Raw genomic sequence first — 19383 nt, forward strand, 5'->3', positions numbered from 1 at the left:
TCAGTTGAGCTGACGGTTTATTACTTCGCACAACATTGTGATGAAAGCATCGGGATTGTTCCGAGCGTTTGCAAATGCCTTGTCGGTCATATTCTCCACGCTTTCAGAACCATCTGACTTACGCTTTACCACAAGTAACGAGGAACGTGCAATACGGTATTTATCCGCAATAGCTTCTCCTTCCTGAGAGTCAATGTCTATTACTGTGAAACGTATCTTGCCGTCTGCTATCTGCGGAGCGTAATTCCCGGCAACCGTTTCCGATGCGACCTTTTCTATCGCCTTACATGTCATACACCGCTGTTTGCCGTGGAAATACATTACTTCCACTTGCGGTTGCGTTGTTTGCACGGTCAGTTCCGCATCATCAGTTGTCCCGGCTTTCTTTTCTTCTGTGCCGCATGACACTAACATTGCGGCAAGCATGAGAATCGTCAATAGCGTTTTCATTGCTTTTTCGGTTTATTCGGTGATATACTTCTTTACTTGTTCACGAGTGAGTTTACCTTTCGCAACCACCTTGCCGTCTATGACAAGAGCCGGTAACGACATCACGTTGTACTCCATGATGCACATCAAGTCCTCAATCTTTTCCACATTGGCGTTGATGCCGAGTTCATTCACCACGTCGAGGACAACTCCGTGGAGTGCCTTGCAGCCGGAACAGCCTGTTCCTAATACTTTGATTTCCATGTTTTGTGTTATTTATATAAGTTGTTTGTAATTTGTAAAACAACGAACATTGAGAGTAAAAAATATATCAATCACCGCAACAACTGCCTTTTTTACATACACAGTCATCAAAGAAACCATCAAAAAGTTGTTTAGCCTCTCTCCAACATTCACGATTAATGCAGTATCTGACCTTAGGCATTTCAACAGCACCTTGTATCAGCCCGGCTTCTTTCAACTCTTTCAGATGTTGCGAAACCGTAGCCTTTGCTATCGGCAACTCCTCGTGTATGTCACCAAAATAGCAGGTCGTGCGCTGTGCGAGGAAATTCATTATGGCGATTCGGGCAGGATGACCCAATGCCTTTGCTATCCTCGCAAGCCGTTCCTGATTATCGGTATATGCCTTTTCTTTCTCCATATTCTTTATTTGTTCGCAAAATTACGAACAATATTTGAATTAACAAAATTTCCAACGGAAAAATTTTAAGCGAGACTAAGGAAAGATTCTTAAGAAACTATTTAACTATAATATTAGCAATGCTTTAAGAGCGAAACGCACACTAAGAGTAACCGGCGAGTTATAAATTGTATTCTGTGTTTATACCCCTGCGGCACCGCGCAGGGAGAGCGGCAGGGAGCGGTGGCGGTGATGGATTGTGCCGGGAGATAGGCGGTTGCCGGGTCGATGTACTCTTGTATGGGGTGGCGCGGCTACCTGACTACCTGAAAGTGGTGTGTGGTCGGCATGGGAATGTCGGCTGCACAGCGGCTGATGTGCCGTGTCTGCGCTTGGGCTTCCATTTTCATATTCTGCTGTGGCTTCGCCCAAGTCCGGCTGCACTCGGCATAGTCCGAACAAGTTCGGCTCTGCTCTCATTTGCACGGACAGTGGCCGTCGGGGATAACCTCACGGGTAAATGATTGAGGGCATTGGCAACGTACCGCTCCACGGCGACGGCATAACTCTGTGGGTTACGTATGACAAGATTCTGAGCAAGCATGTCTTACAAGAATGTTTACATGTAAACACGCTCGGAGACTCATTGTATTTACATCCCAAATGTTGGGTGTTCTCAATTTTGTCAATTCACAGAATAATATTACCTTTGCAGATGAAGAGTTGTTTGAATATAATGCGCTGCAAAATGCTGAAATAAGAACTGTTGCCTTGTCATTACCCACTTTCTGCCTTTCCTGTCGAACTTATTGATTCAGAATATCCTGCAATTATTTGCACGTTTTATATAAAAAAACATTGAGTGTTTTGAGTATACCTAAAATAAAAACTGGAATTCGTAATTATTCAATTTTAATTAAAGATACAATTCCTGGGACGATTAAGGTGCTCCCTACGGCATTTAATACTTTTGTATCTTTAGGTTTTTATAAAGATTGTATGTTTAGATATTGGGGACCTTTAATTGGAGAAAAGAAGTATGCAGAATATCCATATAGAGACAAAGAGGAACAGCAAATCGCAAACAATTTGCGTGGTATGGCTTATCAAGGTATTATTCGTGTAAATTCAAATATGAACAAGTTTGTTTATGCAGTGAATACTTCTGAAATTATTTATTTTTATAAAATAGATTCTATTGATATTTCTTTAATAAAGAAATATGAAATGAATTATCCTGTTTATAAGACGCAAGTTGATGGAGATATGCGATCAGCTCCCATTTCATCCTTAAATAATAGTACATTTATCAGTTTGTGTACTTCTCCCCAATATGTATATGCGCTTTACTCAGGTAAGAATTTTAAAGAAAAAGGTTTGGGAGCACTTACTGGTACAATTATTTATGTCTTTGATTGGAATGGAAATGCTGTAAAAAAATATGAGTTAAATATTCCTGTCACATTAATTAGTGTAGATGATGAGGATAAGGCATTATATGCTTTCTCCAATATGCCTGATCCAGAACTAATAAAATTTAAATTAAAATAGATAGGTGATGATATGTCGATATATTTATGTGTTCTTGATTTATTTTGTATGTTTTTCCTTGTTCTCATGTAATGAACGAAACAAGAAGGATATAAAGAAAATGGTTGAAGAGTGGAGCTATAAGAAAATAGTATTTCCTAATAGCCCCTCTTTTACTAGATTTGCTAAAGATACTGTTATTGGTTATTTTGAAAAAGATTGTAACTATAAAGTATTGACGTATATTGATTCAATAGGTTGTCTCCGATGTCATTTAAAACTTGATGCATGGAAGCCTTTTATTAAACAATTAGAAGATATATATCCAGAATGTAAAGTGTTGTTTTTTATACATCCTACGAATAAGAAAAGTGTTGAACATTTGCTTAAAACAGAAAATTTTGATTATCCTGTTTGTATAGATGAGAAAGATAGTATTAATAAGTTAAACCATTTCCCTGCTGAAATGCAGTTTCAGACTTTATTATTGGATAAAGAAAATAAGGTGCTAGCGATAGGTAATCCTGTACAAAATCCTAAAATAAAAGAATTATATTTGAAAATAATCTCAGGGAAATCAGCTTTTACGCATATTGACGAACCATTAACACAGGTTGAGGTTCATAAGAAATCCATTAAATTAGATAGTTTTGATTGGAAGCAAGAGCAAACGGTAGATTTTATATTAACTAATACTGGTAAAAAATCATTGGTAGTTGAGAATGTAATAACTTCTTGTGGCTGTGTTACAGTTGAATATTCTAAAGAACCCGTTCAACCAGACATGAACATGAATTTAAAAATAAAATATCATGCAGAGCATCCTGAACATTTCAGTAAAACGATTAGTGTGTATTGTAATGCAGAAGGCTCTCCGTTTCATTTGAAAATTAGTGGAAATGCAAAATGAATAATTCAGAAAAGGTTTGATGAAGCATTTAGGTAGCTTTGGTAGCGTATGAGAGAATTAACTTGATTAAAGGAGCAGAATGATGAGTTTGTTTATCTTGTCGGATTTGCTCACATATCACTGCTCCTAAACCCCTAAAAAGAAAGGAGGTTATTTATGCAAACATAAGAATAAAAAATTAATGCAGTAAACTATTGCTATTCTGTTGAAAGGATAGATACAGAAGAGAAAAATAAAGTATAACTTAAAAATCATTGAATAATGAAGAAGAAAATAATGGGCATTATTGCCATTGTTGTAGTTGCCACTGTTGCGGGATACAATGTATATACTTCGCAGAATAATGTGAGATTATCGGATTTGGTTTTGGCTAATATAGAAGCATTAGCTAATGATGGGGAAAGTGGGTATTCTTGTTCTGCTACGGCAAATTGTTATTATGGCGGACGGGTTGAAGGAAGTGTTTCATGTACAGGTAAAGTCTCGTGTACAAGTGGATACGAGTATGTAAAATGTGATGGACGAACGAATTATTGTTCATAGATGGAGTTCTAACTTGCATTCGGGAAGAAACTTTTATTATGAAGGTGTGTCGATTTATTTTATTTCTAGGAATCACGTCTGTATTGACAATGGGGTGTAGAAAGAATCCGCATACTACTCACATAAATCCGGTGGATTTGCCATTGGATACTACTTTGAGTGAACTAGGCGATTCCTTTTTTGTCCCTTCGCAAGTCAGATGCATGGATAGTTCGAAAGAGCTTTTGTATTATACTGACTATGCGGGAGGATTGGTGGTCTTGGATAAAGACTATCAAGTAAAAAAACAATTGGGTGCTCGTGGGCAGGGACCGGGTGAGTTTTTAGGTGCAGCTCACTTCTGTCTTGTTGGCAAAGACTCCGTTTATATTTTAAATGAAGGAAAACATTCCATAGATGTATATGTGGGTGATGAAAATAAGCAAACAATCTCTTTTCCCAAGGGTGCCCGTTTTACTTTCAATACCCGCTTCTTCGTGGATAAAGGAAAAATCTATCATTCAGTTATAACTAAAGAATTTCCGGTAGTCGCTTTTAATAATGACACATCTGTTTTCATGTGTTCATATACTCCGTTTGATGATTCGTCTATGGGGCGCCATGCTACCAAACATGTTTTGAAGGGAGATAATAGTTTCTTTTTGATTGGTTGTGTCTATCCTACTCTTGAGCAATATTCTATGGATGGAGAGTTGTTGAAGCAATTCGACTTAAGCGTAATCCCCGCAATTTTACAAATGATGCAAGCTTATCGGGACACTCCTAAAGATCCGGGAAGCTATTTTACAGTGATCCAAGATGCCTGTTATTATGATAGTAATTTATACCTCTTGATAGGTCTGTTGAAGGATGGAAATTACTCTTATAATACGGTTGCTGTTATAAATATATCAGATCCGGAATGGAAATATACGGAATGTTTTCATCTTTCAGGTAAGGTGTATGATACCTTTTGTGTAAATGATGGAAAAATATATATTCATGATCCTTCACGCTCGTGTCTTGATGTTTTCCGTTTAAATAATAGTATATAATTAATAAGGAGCAAAATGATGAGTTTGTTAATCTTGCCTGATTTGCTTATATATCATCTGCTCCTAAACCCCTAAAAAGAAAGGAGGCTATTCCGATGCAAACATAAGAATAAAAAGTTAATGTAGCAAACGATTACTATTCTGTTGAAAGGATAGATACAGAAGAGAAACAATATAATATGTATACTTCGCAGAATAATGTGAAGTTATCAGCTTTGGCTTTAGCAAACGTTGAAGCATTGGCGAGATACGAACTTCCTGACGTTGAAATAACTTGTGGAAGTGAAAGTGGAAAATGTTGGAGTATGTATGGAGACTGTTATGTGTCTTGGGTTATTCGTTATGAAAATTGTAGATTTACAGGCTATACTTATGATTCATGTGTGACCCCTTGTGATTGATATAACATATTCAATAAATTGTTCGAATGACTACTTCTATGTTTTTCGAACAATTTTATAATAATTTTATTATGAAAAACAAATTTGTAGTTTTTTGTTAACAATATTTTACGCTTGTTCATCAAATAGGACGCAAGTACAAAAAGATGTAGAAATAGTTCCGGTGGAAATAGAGAATGCAACAAAGGATGTTTCTTTATTTCTAGAGAAGATAGAAATTATTCCTTTAGAAACAATCGATTCATCATTAGTGCATAAATGTAACAAAGTGATATATGATGAGAAAATGGATATATATGCTATATATACACGTGAGCAAATAGTGTACACATTCACAGGTGATGGCAAATTTGTTGACAATTCAAGGAGAGTTAAGGGACAAGGACCGGAAGAATATTATATGGTTGTAGATGTGAATTTCAATACGCATTTGAATGGAATAGATATGCTTAATCCTTATGGAACCATATATACATATACTCCAAATTTTGAGTTGCTTTTAAAAAGAAAGGTGGATATGGAGTTTCCTGTTGATCATTTTATTAGTTTGAAATCTGATGAATATGTTTTTACTTATCCATATTTGTGGACTGATCCTGAAGTTGTTTTTTTTAATCTGAAAACAAAACATATTGATAATGTAAATTATGATGGAACTATAGCTGGAGGAAATACAATGGAGCATGAGTGTTTTCGTAAGGTAAATAATGATTTTTATTTTGTACCTACGGGAGTTAATTATTATTGTTATAGAATAGATGTTGAAAAAAAAGATTTAGTGCCAATTCTATATCTTGATTTTGGTAAAGAGGAGATTAATGAAGAGGAATTGCCTGGATGTGGATGGGGAAGAAAAAATGAGACGGATAAAGAAAAACAGGAAATAGTAGAAGATTTTAAAGAAAGGTATTATTTCCTGCGAAATTCAAATCATATTATTCCGTCTATAAAGTTCTTTAATAATGATTATGTATATATTTTTATGCAATATTGTCCTAAATAAATTTTGAGCATGAGCTAACTGACTATACTGTTAAGTATAGCCTCGAGAGTTCAAAATCAATCCCCCCTAATCGTTTTCGATGGTTTCGGGAGGTGGTGTAAATGGTTGATCAAGCCATTTTTGGAGGTCGATTTTGGTAAATGTGTTCAGCCGGAGCGTGACCACAAGGTTAGCCAATGCCCATTTGTATCTTGCGATGTGCTTTAGCCATGTCAGAATCAGCATTGTAGTCATAGCAGTCCATATTTGGGTCTCTACGGCATTGCGGGATGTGCCGATAAAGCTCTTGATGCGTAGCAGTTGCTTGAGGTTGCGAAAGAAGATTTCTATGTTCCACCGAGCCTTGTACAGAGCCGCTATGCTTGATGCTGCCAATGTGAAGTTGTTTGTGAGTAACTCAATTTCAAAACCGTGTTCATCGTTCCATACTGCGATGCGACGTAAACGTTTGGGATATTTGGATTTGGCCGCCGAGAGTTCGAACTCGATTATTTCGTCAATAAGTACATTCTGAGCGTGTTTTTCAGGCAAAGGCAACTCCTCTATGGCTTTGTACCGGATATTGTCTTTATGACGCACTACAAAGAACACGTTGCTGCTGTCCCAATTATTCAGCAATGAGTAGTCACAGTAGCCTCGGTCGGCTACTACAATACTATACGGATGTAACTCAATATCAAAAGCAGCTTTGTTGTCGGTGGTTTTGCCATCGGTGATATTCACGAACTCCGGCAAAAGACTGTCATAGTCCAATAGCGTGTGCATCTTGACCGCCCCCTTGGTGGTAGTGTAATGTGCCCAGTCATATATTGACAGAGTCAATGACACCAATGTGGAGTCGAGCAGTTTTATCGGCATCTTGAAACGGAACTTTCTTCGTTGCCATAGGGCTTGCTGTCCGAAATACTGAAACAACGAGTAGAATATGCCGCGAAAAACCGAACTGTCTCGGTTGGCGTTCTGATATGCTACCGTTGACTTGGATGGTGCACGGTTGATTCCCAAATGATTGAGGTTGCCGGTGGCTGATTTCAGCCCGTTTGAGATATCTCTGACTGAATCACATCCTGAGAATTGGCTGAAAATCATGCTAACAAACTGACTCCATGTATTGTAGCCCTTACAATGCTTGTCTGACCCCGAAGATTTTATGATTTTCCTGATATTTTCTTTCGGGAGATGTGATATTACCTGTGCGAAAAGTGTTATATTTGCCATAGGAAGTAGATGAGTTGGTGGCTCGCTACTAAGGTAGTCATTTTACCTTAGTTCTACTTCCTTTTTATTTGTTCCCCCAATTTATTTAGGACAATATTGATTTTTATGGTTAAAACTACTAGAGGTTTAGGAAGTGGTTATGTTTATAACAGAAAGACAAAAAAGGGATATTTGATGAAAGATGGTACTCCTTTTTTTATGTGTCCTTGTTTTACCATAACCAATAATGTGTTACATGCTATTTGTCAGCCAGACAAGATTGCTGACGTTGTTGACAAGAAGTTGATGTCATCTGAAGAGATTCTTAAAATGGAGGCATTAAAAGAAGATGATAATCCTGTAATCTTAAAATACTATTTAAAATAATGGTACGTTTAGTTAGTTTGATACTTATTGCTATATCGTTATTGTCTTGTAAAGAATCAGAACAGGATAGAATAGCCCGTTTTGTCAGTGAATGGAGTGGGAAGATTATAGGTATAGTTGTATTATTAGGTTTGACAAACCTGTTTTTCTATTCTTGCCGATCTGAGAGTCTGGAAAATATTCGTGTGGAAAATGTAATTTGTCAACCGATTTGTGGAGATGATTATATAATAGGGGGAGCAAGAGATATGAAATTATCAAACTCTATCTTGACGGTTACAGACACCAAATCTGATTCAATGTTACTCTTTTTTGATATGAAGGCAGGAAAGTATCTTCGGAAAGCGGGAACTCGTGGACATGGACCTTCCGAGTTTACAATGATTTCATCATTATTAGGAGCGTGTAGTAAGAATTCTTTTTCATTTTACGATCCTAATAAAAGAACATATTATCAAACGAATGAGATAACTCAAGATGAAGAAATTCGGTTCACTCCTGTCTTTCGTGTGGATAGTATTTTCCCGTTAGAAATTCAGCCTATGGCTAACGGACAATTTATGGCTACCGGCATTTATGATGATTGTCTCTTCTGTTTGTTGGACTCAGCTGGACGGGTGCAAAGAAAATCTGGAGAGCTGTTTTATAGAGATGAGGATGAAAAACAAGTTTCCGGTATAGTTCGTTCACAAGCCTATATGTTTGATGTGGCATCTTCGCCTTCCAAAACTAAATTTGTCGCATTTCTCTTGTCGGCAGATATATTGGCTTTTTATCAATTGGAAAACGATTCGTTATGTTTGATTAAGGAAAACATACTTAGTTACCCTGAGTATGAATACAGGAACAATTCCCAACACTATTCGGGGACACCCAAAAGTGTGCCTCTTAATTATTTGTGTGCAGCCTGTACGGAAGATTATGTCTATCTGCTATATTCGGGAAAAACATTTAACGAACATAACTTGGGTGTATTTAAAGGAAACTTAATATATGTGTATAATTGGAATGGTGATAAAGTAGCCATGATAAGGAGTGATAAAATGTTGAAAAGAATATGTTTGTCGGAAGATGGGAAAACGATGTATGCTATAGCATATAATCCGGATCCTATTCTTGTTCAGTTTTCTTTGCCGCAATGGCAATAGCCAAAGGACAGGAAAAGAAATATTTTTTATATAAATCATAAACACTTATAGCTTTTTTACTAAATAATTGAAAATCAAAAGGCATTAAAAATTCATCAAGACCTTGCCCTTTCTTTCCAAAATCATATATTGAATCTAAATTATTCAAATTTACTAAATGAAATAACCCATTTTCAGACTTTTCATCAAATACCATAATTGCTGAATCACAATATAGCATGTCCATTGGAGTTCCCCAAATATAATTGTTTGATAACATTTTTTCATATTCTAAGAAAACCTTACTGGTAAACAAATTATCTAATCGACTATTTATCTTATTATTTTCACAATTATAAAATAAAAAAAACAAAGATGTATCTTAGTTTCATTATATATTAATTAAAAATAGCTTATATAAATATCATAATTAAATTATAAGAAGGTGTGAAAAGTGTATTTCTTACACACTTACTATCACACCTTCATTAAATTTAGGAATATAGTTTATAGCCTTTTATAGCCAATCCATCACTATATATAACACAAATTCCAGATGTAACTACGCAAAAGTCAAAATCAACTTCTGCATTATTAGCTAACGCATCAATGTTGCAAAGCAATAAGTTTGAAGATGTTTTAGCATTCCAATTGTAGCCACAAAATGTAGATATAAATAAACAAATTACAGCTACTACAACAAATAAACATTTAGTTCTCATTATATTTCTAAATATATGGATGATATTCACCAAGACATGCACCCCAATCTCCTAAAGTTCGACAAATTTGCAATCTTGTATAGACGCAACCAACACACTCACTTCCAGTTTCTCCCGTATCAGCCAAAGCCTAGTCCGATAACTTCACATTTTTTGTGAAGCATATATATTGTATCCTGCAACAGCAACAACAGCAACTACAACTACTATATATAATAAATTCTTTTTCATATCAACATCTTTTACATTAATAAACAAAAACCATATATTTCTCTCTGTATCTATCCTTTCAACAGAACAGCAATCGTTTGCTACATTAATTTTTTACATGTATATTTGCATCGGAATAACCACCTTTCTTTTTAGGGGTTAAGGAGCAGATGATATGTGAACAAATCCGGCAAGATGAACAAACTCATCATTCTGCTCCTTTAATCAAGTTAATTATCTCATACGTTACCAAAGCTAAACTTTTTTTGAATTCACAATTTTCTGTGGCAATCCTACTACAAACTTTTTATTTCTTCAATGGATAATCCCGTTACTTGCGAAATAGTATCAAGTGGAATATTCAAAGATTTCATATTATGCGCCATTTCTCTTTTTTCTTCCATACGTCCTTCCATGCGGCCTTCCGCACGTCCTTCTGCACGACCTTCTGCACGTCCTTCTGCACGTCCTTCCGCACGTCCTTCCGCACGTTCGGTATATATATTATCGCGTAGAATCACTATGTTATCCAAATGACGATAATAAGCTTTTAATTCCTCTTTAGTCATCTTGTCCAGTTTCAAGCGCTGACGAGCCTCACCTAGGCCGGGAGCTGTAGCACTATCGGGAATATCGCCCGTATTCAAATAACAAATCCACTCTTCCAAAGGACTACGGGCCACTTGATTGAAATCATTGACCTTCAATATATAATATTCGGGATAAAGCTGGCTGACATGAGCGACTTTGAACGTCTGTTTCTGGAAAGGAGTCAACTCCAAAACATCTCCCTGATGGATGCCGCGGAATTCCGTTTTGCCATGATATACAATATCCTTTCCGCTACCTAAGGAGAAATATACAATATTGACACTATATACTTTCCTTACATGATCATATCCATCACCACGGTTTATGTATTCGGTCACCAATTTAGATGTGCCGAATAACATACGCTGGAAATACGCATACTCATTATTATTTTGAACTTCAATCAAAATAAGCTCACCCTTTGAGTTTTCTGCAAGCATATCCACCCGGTTATACTTGTCAAACTCGTCCTCTTGATTGCTTTCACTTTCCAACAGCCGCTGAATAACGATCTTTTCATTTAGAAGAGTGGTAAGAAAGCCCTCGAGAACTCCAAAATTGGCTTTATTACGCAATAAGCGCTTCATTGCCCAATCGAAACGAATATAATTACTTCCCATAAACTCGTCTCCTTTCTCTTTTTCTTTGTTCATGTTGACAAAGATAAGCAGAATATGTTTGATTTCAACTATATATGATTCTCTAATTCACTCCAACCTTCAATTCAAATACTAGGAAATACATGCAATTCCGATATGGAGATGGCTATTAACATAGTGATACCGTCACTATATAAACCGGACATTTCCGACTGTTTTCCCTAATTTCCACGCTGTGTAGGCAGGGTAAATTCTTGCGAATCGCAAATCATTCCGTTCTCGTCCGCCACTGCTACACGAAATGTCACTTCACCGTCTTTCAGTTTTTCGCCTGCATGAATGGAAGCGGTATAACGGATACCTTCACCCGGAAGAATTTCCTCTACCATCACAGAAGGAGAGATACCGAGATGCTTCACCTTTCCGACCGTTTCTACGACAGGAACTACATTATATACGGGATTCCGGCCTTCGTTCATAATCTCAAAGATTATCTTGCTGTTTTCTCCCGCATCAATCACATGGCTGCGGTTATCATCAATGAAACGAATCCTGCGCAATTTCAGTTGGGCAAGCGGGCGCTGAACCTGCTGTGGCTGTTTCTTGTGTTTCTGAACACGGACCTCACGCACTTCAGGGACATAAGCATCTTCCTCTATTTGCTCTTGTCTTGGTGCTGTCAATGCGTTTCCAATAGCCGCACCGGCAATGGTTCCCACAATATTTCCAATAGCTGAACCACGATAACCGCCGCGCCATCCACGATTATTATCTCCGATAAGTCCACCTATCGAACTTCCCAGACTGCCTCCGATAGAAGCACCTGCCATGATAGCTCCGGGATTCCCCATACGCCCCGACGCACATCCACCCAAAAGCAAAGCGGAAAGTAAAATTACTGTTAATTGTTTCTTCATAAGTCTCTTTATTTAATGTTACTATTATTCTACTACTTTAAAACGGGCGAAACGCAACAATAGTTGCTTGTCTCCCGCATTTTTAAAATGAATAGTGGCTTTCGCGTTGTCTCCCGTTCCTTCTACTTTCAGCACTTCGCCCAGTCCGAAACGTTCGTGCTCTATCATCTGTCCGACTTGTACGCCTACTACCGACACCGAACCGGGAGACGCCACCTGTGCACTGTTACTTCCACCAACAGCACTTACCTTCTTCAAATTTCTCGGTACACCGGGAGCAATAATCTGTGCTTTCGGACGTTGCTGTAAGGAAGCGCGGAAACGCCCCACACCTTCATCAACAGCCCGAGCCACTCTTGCCTCATGCGGCAATTGCAAATAATCAACATCAATATCACGTAAAAAACGACTGGGACTTCCAAATTCCATCTTTCCATAACGGAAACGGGTTTTGGCAAAAGACAGATAACAATGTTCTTCCGCACGGGTAATAGCCACATAGAACAAGCGGCGTTCTTCTTCCAGCGCCCGGGGGGAATCCCCTACCATCCCACTGGGAAACAGATTTTCTTCCAGACCGACCACAAATACATTCTTAAACTCCAATCCTTTAGCCGAATGGACTGTCATCAACGTTATCTTTTCCACATCATCCTCCTTGTCGGAATCCTGATCGGTAAGCAATGCAATCTCCGAAAGGAAATCAGTAAGAGACACATTCGGATTGCCCTCTTCCTGCCGCATAGTGCAGAAGTCGTTCATACCATTCACCAACTCTTCTATATTTTCCTTACGGCTTAAATTCTCGGGTGATGTGTCCTGACAGACATCATTGGCAATGTCGGACCGACGAATAATATCCATTCCTATTTCATAAGCGTTTTTATCCGCCTGATCGACAATGAGTCCCTCTATCAACTCACGAAAACCTTGCAGTTTCGCATGAGTTCCTTTATTTATAGTCAGCCCATAGCTCAATGGCTCACAGAGTACCGCCCAAAGACTTACGCCATGATCGGTAGCCGCTGATATAATCTTCCCGACCGTCGTATCTCCAATGCCACGCGCCGGATAATTAATGATTCGCTTGAATGCTTCTTCATCATTCGGATTCACAACCAAACGGAAATAAGCAATCACATCTTTTATCTCTTTCCGCTGGTAGAACGAAAGTCCCCCGTAAATCTTATAAGGTATACTTCGTTTCCGAAGAGCCTCTTCAAAAATACGGCTTTGTGAGTTCGTGCGATACAGGATGGCAAAATCAGCATATCCGTAGCGATGCTCCCGTCGCAACTCTACAATCTTATTAGCCACAATATCACCCTCTTCCACATCGCTATACGCCTGAAACACACCGATAGGTTCGCCCTTTTCCTTCTCCGAGAACACGGCTTTCCGTATCTGGCGTTCATTCTTCTCAATCAGGCTATTGGCAGCACAAACAATGGTTTGCGTGGAACGGTAATTCTGCTCCAGTTTAAAGACTTTCGTGTTGGGATAGATTTTTGTAAAATAGAGAATATTGTCAATATCCGCCCCACGGAAAGAATAGATACTTTGCGCATCGTCTCCCACTACGCAGACCCGTTGATTTTCCTTAGTCAGTTGCAGGACAATGCTATGCTGCGCATAATTCGTATCTTGATATTCATCTACCAGTACATAACGAAACTGGTCCCGGTAACGTGCCAGCACTTCCGGAAAGTCACGGAACAAAATATAAGTGTATACCAGTAAATCATCAAAATCCATTGCATCCGCCTGACGGCATCTGTCCCAATAACGGGTATAGATATCACGGATAGCAGGCATTTTAGCAGCCATATCTCCTTCGTAAGCCTCTTTATTAGCAGCATACCCCGCGGGAGTAACCAGATGGTTCTTGGCATTGGAAATACGTGCTTGCACTACTCCGGGCTTATAAATTTTCTCGTTCAGTTCCATCTCCTTGATGATGGAGCGAAGCAAACTCTTACTATCAGCTGCATCATAAATGGTGAACTGGGGAGTAAACCCGATAAATGTCGCTTCGGCACGAAGAATGCGTGAAAAAATGGAATGGAAGGTTCCCATCCACAAATAACGTGCCCGTTCCATACCCACCTGACGGGCAATACGCTCTTTCATCTCACGTGCGGCCTTATTAGTAAAGGTCAATGCAAGGATATTCCACGGATTATACCCGTTCTCCTGCTCCAGCAGATAAGCGATTTTGTAAGTCAATACGCGCGTTTTTCCCGAACCGGCACCGGCTATCACCAGTGAAGGGCCATCGTTATAAGTCACCGCTGCACACTGACTCTCATTTAATTCCTCTATATAATTGGTATTCATAACAGCATTATAAAAACTATGCGGATTTTTAACAAACCCTGGGCACTCAAACTTGTTCTCAATACAAAAGTATAATATTCATTCGAGAATGAAGGTATTTTTATAAATTTTCACCACTGACTATTTTAACCTTACACCAATCCCCGAGACCACTGCATCTTTGAAGTGCAAACGAATCCAAAAGCCCAAGCAGTTCCCAAATAAAGCAAGATGCTGTGAACATTTTGCAGAAGGCTTCTGTTATTATAGTATAACAAGCCGATTAAAACTTGTAACATTATGAATACTATATTAATGTCTTTAATTATGATGACTATGACTTACGAAATGCCTAAACTTCCTTATGCAAACAATGCGTTGGAACCTGTAATCAGTCAGCAAACAATAGATTTCCATTACGGAAAACATCTACAAACCTATGTAAATAATCTGAATAATCTCGTGCCCGGCACAGAATATGAAGGTAAAACGGTAGAAGAAATCGTTGCCACCGCACCGGATGGAACTATATTCAATAACGCCGGGCAAGTATTGAATCATAATCTGTACTTCCTGCAATTTACCCCTCAACCTTCGAAAAAGGAACCGACCGGCAAACTGGGAGAAGCTATCAAACGTGACTTCGGCAACTTTGAAAACTTCAAAAAAGAATTCAATGCGGCAGCAGTCGGATTGTTCGGTTCAGGATGGGCCTGGCTATCCGTAGATAAAGACGGTAAATTGAGAATCACTAAAGAAATAAATGGAAGCAATCCTGTACGCGCCGGTTTGAAACCGCTTCTCGGATTTGACGTTTGGGAACACGCTTATTATCTGGATTACCAAAACCGCCGTGCCGACCATGTTAACGCCCTGTGGACTATCATCGACTGGGACGTGGTTGAAAAAAGAATGTAAGCGGATATCATAGACTAGACTATACTATAAAAAGAGGGTGTATCAAATCGGATAGATGGGATGCACCCTCAAATTTTATCCCTACGAGCGTCCTATTATTTTCAGATATCCAGATTGACAAAAGCCATAAGAATGAAGCCCGGGTTATCTTTTCCCATCTCATCCGAAAACAAGAATCAACAGAAAAATGAAAAAAAATCGGATGATTTAGTGTTTTTCTGTTTCTTTTTCACTTACTTTGCCCCTGTAAAGACAAAGGGGTGCCCCACGAGGGGCTGAGATTATACCCTAGGAACCTGATGCAGTTAGTACTGACGTAGGGATTGTATTTCTTCGTATTGCCTTTCCATTTAAGCACACTCTTTGTATTTACTTTCAATTTATTTATTCTGATAGGACAATGAAAGTACAAGTGAACAACAAAGAGGTGGAAATTACTCCTGATTCTCCCCTTACACAACTGACAGCACAGCTCGAACTTCCGGTTCAAGGCATTGCTATCGCCGTAAATAACCAAATGATTCCCCGTACCGAATGGGAGCGTTTCATACTGCATGAAAACGACAACCTGGTGATTATCAAAGCAGCTTGCGGAGGATAAAAAATGATCAGTCTACAATTTATCACGCATCAGACAGAACGGTATTCGTACCTCGAATCGGCACGTATGGCACTCGAAGGAGGGTGCAAATGGATCCAGCTACGCATGAAAGACGCTTCCCTCGAAGAAGTGGAGACAGTAGCCTTGCAACTGAAGCCGCTCTGTAAAGAACACGAAGCCATCTTGATTCTGGACGACCACGTCGAACTGGCCCGAAAGCTGGAAGTGGACGGTGTGCATCTTGGTAAAAAAGATATGCCTATCAGCCAAGCTCGCCAGATACTTGGAGAAGCCTTTATTATCGGTGGTACCGCAAATACATTCGAAGACGTCTTACAGCACTACCGTGCCGGAGCCGATTATCTCGGCATCGGTCCTTTCCGGTTTACTGCCACTAAAAAGAACTTAAGCCCTATACTGGGGTTGGAAGGCTATTCCTCCATCCTTTCACGGATGAAAGAAGCGAATATTGAAATCCCCGTAGTAGCAATTGGAGGAATCACGTACGAGGATATTCCCGCCATACTTCATACAGGAGTCGACGGAATAGCCCTGTCGGGAACCATTCTTGGAGCGGACAATCCGGTAGAAGAGACACGTAGAATTATTGAAAGTGATTAATAATTTGTCAAATGATTCACCACAGAGGATGCAAAGGGCACAGAGTTTTTCAATCTTTTCGCAAGTAAAGCAAGGCGACTAATCATACGTATACTCTGTGTGACTCCATAATGAATAAAAAATGATCAGACCTCCGTGTACCTCCGGGTCCTCTGTGGTGAACTCATAAATTAGCATTTAAAACAGTATACAGAATGGAAAAATTAGTAATTGCGGGACGCGAATTTAATTCCCGCCTTTTTCTGGGAACAGGAAAATTCAACTCCAATGAGGTAATGGAACAAGCGATTCTGTCTTCAGGCACGGAAATGGTAACCGTTGCCATGAAACGAATCGACATGGATAATAAAGAAGACGATATGCTAAGACATATTATTCATCCGAATATTCAGCTATTACCGAATACCTCCGGTGTGCGTAATGCGGAAGAGGCCGTTTTCGCCGCACAATTGGCTCGGGAAGCTTTCGGCACAAACTGGCTGAAACTGGAAATTCATCCCGACCCGCGTTATCTGCTCCCCGACTCTGTCGAAACACTGAAAGCTACGGAAGAGCTGGTAAAACTAGGATTTATCGTATTGCCTTACTGTCAGGCCGACCCTGTACTCTGCAAACGCCTGGAAGAGGCAGGCGCAGCTACCGTTATGCCACTCGGTGCCCCGATTGGCACGAATAAAGGATTGCAAACGAAGGAATTCCTGCAAATCATTGTCGAACAGGCAGGTATTCCCGTTGTCGTGGATGCCGGTATCGGTGCGCCCAGTCACGCTGCCGAAGCAATGGAACTGGGAGCTTCTGCCGTACTGGTCAATACTGCCATAGCCGTTGCCGGGAATCCGGTAGAAATGGCCAAGGCTTTCAAAGCGGCTACAGAAGCCGGAAGACAAGCCTACGAAGCCGGGCTGGGGCTACAAGCCGCTGACTTTGTGGCCGAAGCAAGTTCACCACTGACCGCTTTTCTGGATAAATAAACAACGATCGATATGAAACAAAGAATAAAATTCCCCCGCTCACAGAAAGTCTATTTACGCGGCAAACTGTATCCGAATATCCGCGTTGCCATGCGGAAAATAGAACAAGTTCCCAGTATCAGTTTGGAAGGTGAAGAAAAGATAGCCACCCCCAATCCTGAGATATATGTATATGACACGAGTGGCCCGTTCAGTGATACGAAAATGAGCATCGACCTTAAAAAAGGGCTGCCCCGTATGCGCGAAGAATGGATTGTGAGTCGTGGCGATGTGGAACAACTCCCTGAAATCACTTCGGAATACGGACGTATGAGACGGGATGATAAAAGTCTCGACCACCTGCGCTTCGAGCATATCACCCTGCCCTATCGTGCTAAAAAAGGAGAAGCAATCACTCAAATGGCGTATGCCAAAAGAGGGATAATCACCCCTGAAATGGAATATGTAGCGATCCGCGAAAACATGAATTGTGAGGAACTGGGAATTCACACTCATATTACTCCCGAATTTGTCCGTCGGGAGATTGCAGAGGGACGTGCCGTATTACCGGCCAATATCAACCACCCGGAGGCTGAACCGATGATTATCGGACGCAACTTCCTTGTGAAAATCAATACGAATATCGGAAATTCAGCCACCACTTCAAGCATTGACGAAGAGGTGGAGAAAGCGTTGTGGAGCTGTAAATGGGGAGGAGATACGTTGATGGACCTTTCCACCGGAGAGAATATTCATGAAACACGCGAATGGATCATCCGCAATTGTCCCGTACCGGTCGGTACGGTTCCCATCTATCAGGCTCTTGAAAAAGTGAACGGCATAGTGGAAGACCTCACCTGGGAAATCTACCGGGATACATTGATCGAACAATGCGAACAAGGCGTGGATTACTTCACCATCCATGCAGGCATCCGCCGCCACAATGTGCATCTTGCCGACAAGCGGTTGTGCGGTATCGTCAGCCGTGGAGGAAGCATCATGAGTAAATGGTGTCTCGTACACGACCAGGAAAGTTTCTTATACGATCATTTTGATGATATCTGTGATATTCTGGCACAATACGACGTGGCTGTTTCTTTAGGCGACGGACTTCGCCCGGGCTCTATCTACGATGCCAACGACGAAGCGCAGTTTGCCGAACTGGACACCATGGGCGAACTCGTTCTCCGTGCCTGGAACAAGAATGTTCAGGCATTTATCGAGGGTCCCGGGCATGTTCCGATGCATAAAATAAAAGAGAACATGGAACGCCAGATGGAGAAATGCCACGATGCCCCCTTCTATACGCTCGGTCCGTTGGTGACGGATATCGCTCCCGGATACGACCATATCACTTCCGCCATCGGTGCCGCACAAATCGGATGGCTGGGCACAGCCATGCTTTGCTATGTCACCCCGAAAGAGCACCTTGCCCTGCCCGACAAAGAGGATGTACGCGTAGGAGTCATCACCTACAAGATAGCCGCCCACGCCGCCGATCTCGCCAAAGGTCATCCGGGTGCACAAGTACGGGACAACGCATTGAGTAAAGCCCGTTATGAGTTCCGCTGGAAAGACCAGTTCGATCTGTCTCTCGACCCGGAACGGGCACAGACCTATTTCCGTGCAGGACATCACATCGACGGAGAATACTGTACGATGTGCGGACCCAACTTCTGTGCAATGAAATTGTCACGTGATTTAAAGAAAAGTGCTAAAAACAACAAACCATAA

General features: G+C 40.2%; 21 protein-coding genes and 1 riboswitch. Of the genes, 13 read left to right on the forward strand and 8 right to left on the reverse strand.

From position 1 onward, the window contains the following. The 3 genes from AB9N12_RS15595 to AB9N12_RS15605 all read right to left on the reverse strand — a co-directional run bounded on the left by AB9N12_RS15595 (position 1) and on the right by AB9N12_RS15605 (position 1093). Positions 1 to 450: a nitrophenyl compound nitroreductase subunit ArsF family protein gene (locus AB9N12_RS15595; RefSeq protein ID WP_369893029.1), complete on the reverse strand. Its 450-nt coding sequence runs from the start codon at positions 448 to 450 to the stop codon at positions 1 to 3. A 12-nt stretch (positions 451 to 462) separates the two neighbouring features. Beyond that, entirely contained in the window at positions 463 to 693 is a 231-nt protein-coding gene (locus AB9N12_RS15600) for a thioredoxin family protein (RefSeq protein WP_369893030.1), read from the reverse strand. A gap of 67 nt (positions 694 to 760) precedes the next feature. Beyond that, positions 761 to 1093: an ArsR/SmtB family transcription factor gene (locus AB9N12_RS15605; protein WP_369893031.1), complete on the reverse strand. Its 333-nt coding sequence runs from the start codon at positions 1091 to 1093 to the stop codon at positions 761 to 763. A gap of 846 nt (positions 1094 to 1939) precedes the next feature. Here AB9N12_RS15605 and AB9N12_RS15610 point away from each other — a divergent pair. From AB9N12_RS15610 to AB9N12_RS15635, 6 genes are all read left to right on the forward strand, one after another. Continuing rightward, positions 1940 to 2623, forward strand: coding sequence for a BF3164 family lipoprotein (locus AB9N12_RS15610; RefSeq protein WP_369893033.1), 684 nt, complete (start codon positions 1940 to 1942; stop codon positions 2621 to 2623). Positions 2624 to 2630: 7 nt separating this feature from the next. Beyond that, complete coding sequence (locus AB9N12_RS15615) at positions 2631 to 3512, forward strand: DUF1573 domain-containing protein (protein WP_369893035.1); 882 nt, start codon at positions 2631 to 2633, stop codon at positions 3510 to 3512. A 261-nt stretch (positions 3513 to 3773) separates the two neighbouring features. Continuing rightward, complete coding sequence (locus AB9N12_RS15620) at positions 3774 to 4055, forward strand: NVEALA domain-containing protein (RefSeq protein WP_369893037.1); 282 nt, start codon at positions 3774 to 3776, stop codon at positions 4053 to 4055. Positions 4056 to 4144: 89 nt separating this feature from the next. Further along, positions 4145 to 5089: a hypothetical protein gene (locus tag AB9N12_RS15625; protein ID WP_369893038.1), complete on the forward strand. Its 945-nt coding sequence runs from the start codon at positions 4145 to 4147 to the stop codon at positions 5087 to 5089. Between the two features lie 179 nt (positions 5090 to 5268). Continuing rightward, complete coding sequence (locus AB9N12_RS15630; RefSeq protein ID WP_369893039.1) at positions 5269 to 5490, forward strand: NVEALA domain-containing protein; 222 nt, start codon at positions 5269 to 5271, stop codon at positions 5488 to 5490. Positions 5491 to 5584: 94 nt separating this feature from the next. Continuing rightward, positions 5585 to 6493, forward strand: a complete 909-nt coding sequence (locus tag AB9N12_RS15635) for a 6-bladed beta-propeller (protein ID WP_369893040.1) — start codon at positions 5585 to 5587, stop codon at positions 6491 to 6493. 66 nt (positions 6494 to 6559) lie between these two features. On the opposite strand, the gene AB9N12_RS15640 is transcribed toward AB9N12_RS15635, so the two are convergent. Next, on the reverse strand, positions 6560 to 7711 hold the full coding sequence (locus tag AB9N12_RS15640; protein WP_369888970.1) for an IS4 family transposase: 1152 nt from the start codon (positions 7709 to 7711) through the stop codon (positions 6560 to 6562). 105 nt (positions 7712 to 7816) lie between these two features. On the opposite strand from AB9N12_RS15640, the gene AB9N12_RS15645 reads away from it, so the two are divergent. Then, positions 7817 to 8077, forward strand: a complete 261-nt coding sequence (locus tag AB9N12_RS15645; RefSeq protein ID WP_369893041.1) for a hypothetical protein — start codon at positions 7817 to 7819, stop codon at positions 8075 to 8077. Continuing rightward, on the forward strand, positions 8077 to 9225 hold the full coding sequence (locus AB9N12_RS15650) for a BF3164 family lipoprotein (protein ID WP_369893042.1): 1149 nt from the start codon (positions 8077 to 8079) through the stop codon (positions 9223 to 9225). The genes AB9N12_RS15645 and AB9N12_RS15650 overlap by 1 nt, the downstream gene beginning before the upstream one ends. On the opposite strand, the gene AB9N12_RS15655 is transcribed toward AB9N12_RS15650, so the two are convergent. The 4 genes from AB9N12_RS15655 to AB9N12_RS15670 form a co-directional block, all read right to left on the reverse strand. Then, positions 9188 to 9520 (reverse strand): hypothetical protein, encoded by a 333-nt coding sequence (locus AB9N12_RS15655; RefSeq protein WP_369893043.1) that lies wholly within the window; start codon positions 9518 to 9520, stop codon positions 9188 to 9190. The two genes, AB9N12_RS15650 and AB9N12_RS15655, sit on opposite strands and share 38 nt — an antisense overlap. A gap of 912 nt (positions 9521 to 10432) precedes the next feature. Continuing rightward, positions 10433 to 11380 carry an Rpn family recombination-promoting nuclease/putative transposase gene (locus tag AB9N12_RS15660; RefSeq protein ID WP_369893044.1) on the reverse strand — a complete coding sequence of 316 codons (948 nt, stop codon included), beginning with the start codon at positions 11378 to 11380 and terminating at the stop codon, positions 10433 to 10435. A 167-nt stretch (positions 11381 to 11547) separates the two neighbouring features. Next, the gene (locus tag AB9N12_RS15665; RefSeq protein ID WP_369893045.1) at positions 11548 to 12243 is read right to left on the reverse strand and encodes a glycine zipper family protein; all 696 of its coding nucleotides are present in this window, start codon (positions 12241 to 12243) and stop codon (positions 11548 to 11550) included. A 24-nt stretch (positions 12244 to 12267) separates the two neighbouring features. Beyond that, on the reverse strand, positions 12268 to 14580 hold the full coding sequence (locus tag AB9N12_RS15670; protein ID WP_369893046.1) for an ATP-dependent helicase: 2313 nt from the start codon (positions 14578 to 14580) through the stop codon (positions 12268 to 12270). Positions 14581 to 14859: 279 nt separating this feature from the next. Between AB9N12_RS15670 and AB9N12_RS15675 the strand changes: the two genes are divergently transcribed. From AB9N12_RS15675 to thiC, 5 genes are all read left to right on the forward strand, one after another. Continuing rightward, positions 14860 to 15477: a superoxide dismutase gene (locus AB9N12_RS15675; RefSeq protein WP_369893047.1), complete on the forward strand. Its 618-nt coding sequence runs from the start codon at positions 14860 to 14862 to the stop codon at positions 15475 to 15477. A gap of 246 nt (positions 15478 to 15723) precedes the next feature. Next, positions 15724 to 15817, forward strand: a riboswitch (TPP riboswitch). 60 nt (positions 15818 to 15877) lie between these two features. Continuing rightward, positions 15878 to 16078 carry a sulfur carrier protein ThiS gene (gene thiS / locus AB9N12_RS15680; RefSeq protein WP_369893049.1) on the forward strand — a complete coding sequence of 67 codons (201 nt, stop codon included), beginning with the start codon at positions 15878 to 15880 and terminating at the stop codon, positions 16076 to 16078. Positions 16079 to 16081: 3 nt separating this feature from the next. Next, positions 16082 to 16699 carry a thiamine phosphate synthase gene (locus tag AB9N12_RS15685; RefSeq protein WP_369893050.1) on the forward strand — a complete coding sequence of 206 codons (618 nt, stop codon included), beginning with the start codon at positions 16082 to 16084 and terminating at the stop codon, positions 16697 to 16699. Positions 16700 to 16893: 194 nt separating this feature from the next. Further along, positions 16894 to 17670 carry a thiazole synthase gene (locus tag AB9N12_RS15690; protein ID WP_369893051.1) on the forward strand — a complete coding sequence of 259 codons (777 nt, stop codon included), beginning with the start codon at positions 16894 to 16896 and terminating at the stop codon, positions 17668 to 17670. Positions 17671 to 17682: 12 nt separating this feature from the next. Further along, positions 17683 to 19383 (forward strand): phosphomethylpyrimidine synthase ThiC, encoded by a 1701-nt coding sequence (thiC, locus tag AB9N12_RS15695; protein WP_369893052.1) that lies wholly within the window; start codon positions 17683 to 17685, stop codon positions 19381 to 19383.

Source organism: Bacteroides sp. AN502(2024) (assembly GCF_041227145.1).
Taxonomy (GTDB): domain Bacteria; phylum Bacteroidota; class Bacteroidia; order Bacteroidales; family Bacteroidaceae; genus Bacteroides.

Bases quoted from the DNA above. Each gene is read 5' to 3' on its own strand.
- AB9N12_RS15645 (WP_369893041.1), top strand. From the start codon at position 7,817: ATGGTTAAAACTACTAGAGGTTTAGGAAGTGGTTATGTTTATAACAGA.
- AB9N12_RS15625 (WP_369893038.1), top strand. From the start codon at position 4,145: ATGGGGTGTAGAAAGAATCCGCATACTACTCACATAAATCCGGTGGAT.
- AB9N12_RS15665 (WP_369893045.1), bottom strand. From the start codon at position 12,243: ATGAAGAAACAATTAACAGTAATTTTACTTTCCGCTTTGCTTTTGGGT.
- AB9N12_RS15650 (WP_369893042.1), top strand. From the start codon at position 8,077: ATGGTACGTTTAGTTAGTTTGATACTTATTGCTATATCGTTATTGTCT.
- AB9N12_RS15630 (WP_369893039.1), top strand. From the start codon at position 5,269: ATGTATACTTCGCAGAATAATGTGAAGTTATCAGCTTTGGCTTTAGCA.
- AB9N12_RS15620 (WP_369893037.1), top strand. From the start codon at position 3,774: ATGAAGAAGAAAATAATGGGCATTATTGCCATTGTTGTAGTTGCCACT.
- AB9N12_RS15640 (WP_369888970.1), bottom strand. From the start codon at position 7,711: ATGGCAAATATAACACTTTTCGCACAGGTAATATCACATCTCCCGAAA.
- thiS (WP_369893049.1), top strand. From the start codon at position 15,878: ATGAAAGTACAAGTGAACAACAAAGAGGTGGAAATTACTCCTGATTCT.
- thiC (WP_369893052.1), top strand. From the start codon at position 17,683: ATGAAACAAAGAATAAAATTCCCCCGCTCACAGAAAGTCTATTTACGC.
- AB9N12_RS15600 (WP_369893030.1), bottom strand. From the start codon at position 693: ATGGAAATCAAAGTATTAGGAACAGGCTGTTCCGGCTGCAAGGCACTC.
- AB9N12_RS15670 (WP_369893046.1), bottom strand. From the start codon at position 14,580: ATGAATACCAATTATATAGAGGAATTAAATGAGAGTCAGTGTGCAGCG.
- AB9N12_RS15605 (WP_369893031.1), bottom strand. From the start codon at position 1,093: ATGGAGAAAGAAAAGGCATATACCGATAATCAGGAACGGCTTGCGAGG.
- AB9N12_RS15685 (WP_369893050.1), top strand. From the start codon at position 16,082: ATGATCAGTCTACAATTTATCACGCATCAGACAGAACGGTATTCGTAC.
- AB9N12_RS15690 (WP_369893051.1), top strand. From the start codon at position 16,894: ATGGAAAAATTAGTAATTGCGGGACGCGAATTTAATTCCCGCCTTTTT.
- AB9N12_RS15675 (WP_369893047.1), top strand. From the start codon at position 14,860: ATGAATACTATATTAATGTCTTTAATTATGATGACTATGACTTACGAA.
- AB9N12_RS15615 (WP_369893035.1), top strand. From the start codon at position 2,631: ATGATATGTCGATATATTTATGTGTTCTTGATTTATTTTGTATGTTTT.
- AB9N12_RS15595 (WP_369893029.1), bottom strand. From the start codon at position 450: ATGAAAACGCTATTGACGATTCTCATGCTTGCCGCAATGTTAGTGTCA.
- AB9N12_RS15660 (WP_369893044.1), bottom strand. From the start codon at position 11,380: ATGAACAAAGAAAAAGAGAAAGGAGACGAGTTTATGGGAAGTAATTAT.